Source organism: Bacillus sp. JJ1773, assembly GCF_036962035.1.
Classification (GTDB): Bacteria; Bacillota; Bacilli; order Bacillales; family Cytobacillaceae; genus Cytobacillus.
Genome location: NZ_JBALNX010000025.1, coordinates 20,234 through 27,215 on the forward strand (window position 1 = coordinate 20,234; position 6,982 = coordinate 27,215).

Below are 6,982 nucleotides of genomic sequence, written 5' to 3' on the forward strand. Positions count from 1 at the left end.
AACTTATTTGATTAAAAAGTACACATGCCAAAATGGTGTAAGAGTCGTATTAGAAAATATTCCACACGTTCGTTCCGTTGCCATCGGTGTTTGGATTGGAACTGGATCTAGAGATGAAAACCTAGAGAATAACGGGATTTCTCATTTTCTAGAGCATATGTTTTTTAAGGGGACAAAAACAAGATCCGCACGTGAGATCGCTGAATCATTTGACAGTATTGGCGGGCAGGTGAATGCTTTTACTTCAAAAGAATATACGTGCTACTATGCAAAGGTTCTCGATACTCATGCGGATTTTGCACTTGAGGTTTTAGCTGATATGTTCTTTAACTCTACATTTGTGGAAGAAGAGCTGAATAAAGAGAAAAATGTTGTATATGAAGAAATAAAGATGTATGAGGATACGCCTGATGATATCGTTCATGACTTGCTTAGTAAAGCCATTTATGAAAATCATCCACTTGGCTATCCGATATTAGGGACAGAGGAAACGCTTGCCACCTTTAACGGTGATACATTAAGAGAATATGTCCACAACATGTATACTCCTGAAGAAGTGGTCATTTCTATTGCCGGCAATATTTCTGATTCTTTTATTCGGGAAGTTGAAAAATATTTTGGATCCTATGAAGGCGGAAAGCATGAAAAAGTGAAGCAGAGCCTTGAATTCCATTCAAATAAGGCTGTTCGGAAAAAAGATACAGAGCAGGCACATTTATGTATTGGTTTTGAAGGACTGCAGGTAGGTCATCCAGAAATGTACAATTTAATTGTTCTCAATAATATACTTGGCGGCAGCATGAGCAGCAGGTTATTCCAGGATGTTAGGGAACAAAAAGGACTTGCTTATTCAGTCTTTTCTTATCACTCAGCCTACCAAGACGCAGGGATTATTACACTCTATGGTGGAACTGGTGCTAAGCAATTGGATGTCTTATTTGAAACGATGCAAGAAACATTAAGCAAGCTTAAACAAGACGGAATTACCGAAAAGGAACTAAATAATAGCAAGGAACAGTTAAAAGGAAGTCTGATGCTCAGCTTAGAGAGCACCAATAGCCGAATGAGCCGAAATGGGAAAAATGAACTTTTACTGAAGCGTCATCGATCATTAGATGAAATCCTTGAACAAATTGATGCTGTTTCTAAACAAGGTGTGGATGAAATGGCAAATTCCATATTCACTGATAAATACGCCATTGCCTTGATTAGTCCTAATGGCGAGTTGCCAAAAAGTCTATAACTACTCATAACAGTCTGTTTAATTAGCAGACTGTTTTTTTGTTTATGAAAGCAAATTGATTTGTAGTCTAAATCATTATGAATATCGATAAATTGTATAGAGAGGGGGGAAGGGCATGAGACTTAGTGAGCTGAGCGGAAAAGAAATCGTTGACGTAAAAAAGGCAGAAAGATTAGGGGTTCTTGGGCAAACAGATCTTGAAATAAACGAAAAAAGTGGACAAATCCAGGCATTAGTCATTCCATCTTTGAAATGGTTTGGACTCAAAAGGCAAGGAGATGAGATTCGTGTACCTTGGAGCCACATTAAAAAGATTGGAACCGATATGATTATTTTAGATATGCCGAATGAGGAAGAAGCAAACGAATAGAAAATTTTTAAGGGATTATTTAGATTGGCAGAAGCCAGTCTATTTTTTTTTGAAAAAATTCTTTTCAAAAATAAAAGTTAGGCTAAAACCCAGAGCCCACATACTTTTTCTCTCATTCGAAACCTTCCCAAACTCATATTTCAAGCCTTATCTTTACATGGAAAACTCACCGATTTAGCCTTTCGTACATAGGATGTTGAAGTAGTGAATTAACACAATACCTGTAACACTCTTTAGAAGAAGGTGAGGGTTTCATGCTAACAGACATACAAATTGCTGTTATTGGCGGAGATGCTAGGCAGCTGGAAATAATACGCAGACTAACCGAGCTGGATGCCAAGCTTTCATTAATTGGATTCGAACAATTAGATCATGCCTTTACTGGGGCTGTTAAAGAAAAAATGGATGAAGTCGATTTTTCAAATAAAGATGCTGTTATATTGCCTGTTCCTGGAACTGGCTTAGATGGTCAAATTGAAACAATATTTTCAAATGAAAAGGTGTATTTACGGAAAGAGATGCTATTGGAAACACCATCCCATTGTACGATCTATTCAGGGATAAGCAACTCATATTTAGACAGTGTAACTAAACAGGCAAATAGACGACTCGTTAATTTATTTGAACGAGATGATGTAGCTATCTATAACTCAATTCCCACAGTAGAGGGAACGATCATGATGGCCATACAGCATACAGATATTACTATTCATGGGTCAAAAATTACCGTTCTTGGCCTCGGAAGAGTTGGGATGAGTGTTGCAAGAGTCTTTGATTCTCTTGGAGCCAAGGTAAAAGTGGGTGCTAGAAAAAGTGAACATATTGCAAGGATTACGGAAATGGGTTTAGTTCCTTTTCATTTAAAGGATTTAGAAAATGAAGTAAAGGATGCAGATATTTGCATCAACACGATTCCACATTTAGTAGTTACAGCTTCTGTTATTGCAAAAATGCCGGTTCACACTCTCATTATTGATCTTGCTTCTAAACCAGGAGGGACAGACTTTAGGTACGCAGAAAAAAGGGGAGTAAAGGCATTGCTCGCACCTGGACTTCCTGGAATCGTTGCACCTAAAACAGCCGGAAAAATACTAGCGAAGGTTCTTTCCCAATTAATAAAAGAAGACAGTATTAACCGAAAGGGGAAAATTTAATATGAGTTTAAAAGGAAAACGTATCGGTTTTGGTCTGACAGGATCTCATTGCACATACGATGCGGTGTTCCCGGAAATAGAGAAGCTCGTCAACGCTGGGGCTGAAGTTTTGCCTGTTGTTACCTTTACAGTAAAAAGCACTGAAACAAGGTTTGGCAAAGGGGAAGATTGGGTACAGAGAATTGAAGAATTAACAGGAAATAAAGTGATAGACTCCATTGTGAAGGCAGAGCCGTTAGGTCCAAAAATTCCTTTAGATTGTATGGTGATTGCCCCCTTAACAGGCAATTCAATGAGTAAATTTGCAAACGCCATGACAGATTCACCTGTTTTAATGGCTGCAAAGGCAACGCTTAGGAATCAGAAGCCTGTTGTATTAGGAATATCCACAAACGATGCACTTGGCTTAAATGGCGTGAATTTAATGAGATTAATGGCAACGAAAAATATTTATTTCATCCCATTTGGCCAGGATGATCCAGTGAAAAAACCAAATTCAATGGTTGCCAGAATGACAGCTTTATCAGAAACGATTGAAGCAGCTATTAACGGTAAACAATTCCAGCCCGTACTTGTTGAAAGATATAAGGACGAGAATTAGAGTGTTTCCCCAATTTATCTAGCAAAAAGTTTATTACTTTAAAGAATGAATATGTTAAAATGTATGTTATTATAAGAAAATTCATTAAGTTTCTGTAATAATCTTTTTTGTTAGTAAGTATTTTTGAGAGGGGAAAAAACAAATGGAACAGAAAAAAGGTTTTCATGTAGCAGTTTTAGGAGCAACAGGAGCAGTAGGTCAGCAAATGCTTGACACACTTGAGAAAAAGAATTTTCCAATCGAAAAGTTAACATTGCTATCATCTGCACGTTCAGCGGGAAAAAAGGTGATTTATAAAGGCGAGGAGCTAACAGTCCAGGAAGCAACACCGGATAGCTTTGCAGGAGTTGATATTGCACTATTCAGTGCAGGCGGTAGTGTTTCTAAAGAAATGGCGGCTCATGCGGTTTCCCATGGCGCAGTTGTTGTTGATAATACAAGTGCTTTCCGTATGGATGAAGATGTTCCGCTTGTAGTGCCAGAAGTCAATGAACACGACCTTCACAATCATAAGGGAATTATTGCAAATCCAAACTGTTCTACGATTCAAATGGTTGTAGCTTTAGAACCAATCCGTAAAAAATACGGTTTAAATAAAGTTATCGTTTCAACATACCAGGCTGTTTCGGGATCAGGTGCAGCTGCAGTTGAAGAGCTTCATGAACAAACAAAAGCAATCATAAATGGCGAATCCTTTGAGCCTGCCATTCTTCCTGTAAAAGGTGATAAGAAGCATTATCAAATTGCCTTTAACGCGATTCCGCAAATTGATAAGTTTACAGAGAACGGCTTTACATTTGAAGAAATGAAAATGATAAATGAAACAAAAAAGATTATGCATCTTCCTGAACTTCAAGTTGCAGCGACATGTGTGCGTTTACCAGTTGCAACCGGTCACTCAGAATCAGTCTACTTCGAGGTAAATGAAGAAGAGGTTAGCTCACAAGATATTAAAGGGCTTCTTCAAGATGCCCAAGGTGTTATTTTACAAGATGATCCGGACAATCAAATCTATCCAATGCCTGCAGATTGTGTAGGCAAGAGCGATGTGTTTGTCGGACGTATTCGCAAGGACTTAGATCAACCAAAGGGTTTCCATATGTGGGTTGTGTCTGACAATCTATTAAAGGGAGCTGCGTGGAACTCAGTTCAAATTGCAGAAAGCTTAATAAAACTTGGTTTAGTAAAATAACAAAGTTCACGTTTTATTTCTTTAAAAAGATTTGAGCGTAAAAAATAAAGGAGCTAGAGATTTTCTAGCTCCAAATATGATCGTTCCTCTTTATCAGCAAACCTATGGCATAATCTAAAAACCAATGAAGAGTTTTATAGAGGTGTAACAATGAAAATAATTGTGCAAAAATTTGGAGGCACGTCAGTTCGCAATGATAAAAGCCGGGCACATGCATTTAAGCACATCAAGAAAGCCCGACACGAGGGTTATAAAGTAGTTATTGTCGTATCGGCAATGGGACGATTGGGTGACCCATATGCGACTGATACATTACTCTCTCTCGTAGAGACAAATAAATCCCTGATAAATAAAAGGGAAACAGATCTATTATTATCCTGTGGTGAAATCATTTCTAGTATTGTTTTTACAAATATGCTTTTGGAACAAGGTGTTAAAGCAACTGCCTTAACCGGTGCGCAAGCAGGTTTTCGAACTAATCACGAGCACACAAATGCGAAAATTATCGATATGAAATGTGATAGACTTCTTAAAGTACTTGAAGAGCATGATGTAGTTGTAGTAGCTGGATTTCAAGGTGCTGCAAAAAATGGGGATGTCACAACGATCGGCAGAGGCGGAAGTGACACATCTGCCGCAGCTCTAGGAGCAGCTCTAAATGCGGAATGGATTGACATATTTACAGATGTTGATGGAATTATGACTGCTGATCCAACTATCGCTGAAAATGCACGTCCACTATCTATTGTCACATACACAGAAGTATGCAATATGGCTTATCAAGGAGCAAAAGTCATACATCCTCGAGCAGTTGAAATTGCCATGCAAGCTAAAATCCCCATTCGAATTCGATCTACCTATACAGAAAATTTAGGAACCCTTGTGACAACTTTTAATAAAGAACGGCAAGGAATAGACTTCACAGAAAGAATTGTTACAGGAATTGCCCATCTCCCCAATATTACACAAATCAAAGTACAGGCTAAAAAGGATCAGTATAATTTGCAAGCTGAGGTTTTTAAGGCGATGGCTAATGAAGGAATCAGTGTTGATTTTATAAACATTTATCCTAATGGCGTCAACTATACAGTTTCAGAAGAAATGACAGAGAAAGCCATTCAGATACTGGAAGATTTACATCATACTCCACTTGTCGAGAAGCATTGTGCTAAAGTATCTGTCGTTGGAGCCGGAATGCAAGGTGTGCCGGGTGTCGCATCGAAAATTGTTACAGCATTGTCAGAGCAGGAAATAAGGATTTTACAATCTGCGGATAGCCATACTACTATATGGGTTCTTGTGAAACAGCATGATTTAGCTAAGGCAATTAACGCTCTACATGATGCTTTCCAGCTTGAAAAGGATTATACAGTTCCTGAGAATATTGACTTATGGAAGATTAAAGGAGTGTAGCAATGATTCAGTTAGGCCGGGTTTCGACAGCGATGGTTACTCCATTTAATAGAAAGGGACATATTGATTTCCCTAAGACTACTCAGCTAATTAATCATTTAATTCAAAATGGCACAGAATCTCTTATTGTAGCAGGGACAACAGGTGAATCTCCAACTTTAACGAATGAAGAAAAAATAGCGTTATTCCAGCATGTGGTTAAAGCAGTCGACAAAAGAATACCAGTTATTGCGGGAACTGGCAGCAATAACACATACGCTTCTATTGACTTAACGAAACGAGCTGAGCAAATAGGTGTAGATGGAATAATGGCTGTGGCTCCCTATTACAATAGACCAAATCAAGCCGGACTTTTTCAGCATTTCCAGGCAGTTGCCGAAAGTACGAAACTGCCAGTAATGGTATATAACATTCCAGGCAGAGCAGCTGTCAATATTGAACCTGAAACCATTATTAGCCTTTCTAACATAAACAATATTTTTGCGGTAAAGGAAGCAAGCGGTAATTTAAATGCAATGGCTCGAATCATTTCAGAAACAGCTGAGGACTTTCAGCTATACAGCGGGGATGACGGATTGACAATCCCTGTATTGGCAATAGGTGGGAAGGGCATAGTCTCAGTGGCGTCCCACATTATTGGAAATGAAATGCAAGAGATGATTCAAGCGTTTCTGAATGGCAAAATAGAGAAAGCTGCAAGGCTTCATCAACATCTCCTTCCAATCATGGAAGGACTCTTTGCAGCCCCAAGCCCTGTACCAGTAAAAACAGCGCTTCAATTAAAGGGACTTGATGTCGGCACGGTAAGATTGCCGTTAGTTCCGCTAACAGAGCAGGAGAGAAGTAAATTATCAGCTTTGCTACAATAAAAACTTACTATTAAAAGCCAATCAGTTTTTTGCCGATTGGCTTTTAATTTTACTAGAAAGGCCCTCCGCTTTTCTTCTTGTCTAGCTTCAGCGCCTACCCCCGAAGTACAGGACGTACTAGTGTCGACAATGCGACAGGA

At 38.7% G+C, this 6,982-nt stretch carries 7 protein-coding genes; all 7 read left to right on the plus strand.

From position 1 onward, the window contains the following. Positions 1–7: 7 nt before the first annotated feature. The 7 genes from V7127_RS05600 to dapA all read left to right on the plus strand — a co-directional run bounded on the left by V7127_RS05600 (position 8) and on the right by dapA (position 6,842). Entirely contained in the window at positions 8–1,243 is a 1,236-nt protein-coding gene (locus V7127_RS05600) for a M16 family metallopeptidase (protein ID WP_335484248.1), read from the plus strand. A 115-nt stretch (positions 1,244–1,358) separates the two neighbouring features. Beyond that, positions 1,359–1,613, plus strand: coding sequence for a YlmC/YmxH family sporulation protein (locus tag V7127_RS05605; protein ID WP_335346587.1), 255 nt, complete (start codon positions 1,359–1,361; stop codon positions 1,611–1,613). A gap of 254 nt (positions 1,614–1,867) precedes the next feature. Next, the gene (gene dpaA / locus V7127_RS05610; RefSeq protein ID WP_335346588.1) at positions 1,868–2,767 is read left to right on the plus strand and encodes a dipicolinic acid synthetase subunit A; all 900 of its coding nucleotides are present in this window, start codon (positions 1,868–1,870) and stop codon (positions 2,765–2,767) included. A gap of 1 nt (position 2,768) precedes the next feature. Next, positions 2,769–3,368 carry a dipicolinate synthase subunit B gene (gene dpaB / locus V7127_RS05615; protein WP_335346589.1) on the plus strand — a complete coding sequence of 200 codons (600 nt, stop codon included), beginning with the start codon at positions 2,769–2,771 and terminating at the stop codon, positions 3,366–3,368. 142 nt (positions 3,369–3,510) lie between these two features. After that, complete coding sequence (gene asd / locus V7127_RS05620; protein ID WP_335484250.1) at positions 3,511–4,560, plus strand: aspartate-semialdehyde dehydrogenase; 1,050 nt, start codon at positions 3,511–3,513, stop codon at positions 4,558–4,560. Between the two features lie 150 nt (positions 4,561–4,710). Next, positions 4,711–5,973, plus strand: coding sequence for an aspartate kinase (dapG, locus tag V7127_RS05625; RefSeq protein WP_335353159.1), 1,263 nt, complete (start codon positions 4,711–4,713; stop codon positions 5,971–5,973). Between the two features lie 2 nt (positions 5,974–5,975). Continuing rightward, entirely contained in the window at positions 5,976–6,842 is an 867-nt protein-coding gene (gene dapA, locus V7127_RS05630) for a 4-hydroxy-tetrahydrodipicolinate synthase (RefSeq protein WP_335484252.1), read from the plus strand. Positions 6,843–6,982 lie beyond the last annotated feature (140 nt).

Bases quoted from the DNA above. Each gene is read 5' to 3' on its own strand.
- V7127_RS05605 (WP_335346587.1), top strand. From the start codon at position 1,359: ATGAGACTTAGTGAGCTGAGCGGAAAAGAAATCGTTGACGTAAAAAAG.
- dpaA (WP_335346588.1), top strand. From the start codon at position 1,868: ATGCTAACAGACATACAAATTGCTGTTATTGGCGGAGATGCTAGGCAG.
- dpaB (WP_335346589.1), top strand. From the start codon at position 2,769: ATGAGTTTAAAAGGAAAACGTATCGGTTTTGGTCTGACAGGATCTCAT.
- asd (WP_335484250.1), top strand. From the start codon at position 3,511: ATGGAACAGAAAAAAGGTTTTCATGTAGCAGTTTTAGGAGCAACAGGA.
- dapG (WP_335353159.1), top strand. From the start codon at position 4,711: ATGAAAATAATTGTGCAAAAATTTGGAGGCACGTCAGTTCGCAATGAT.
- dapA (WP_335484252.1), top strand. From the start codon at position 5,976: ATGATTCAGTTAGGCCGGGTTTCGACAGCGATGGTTACTCCATTTAAT.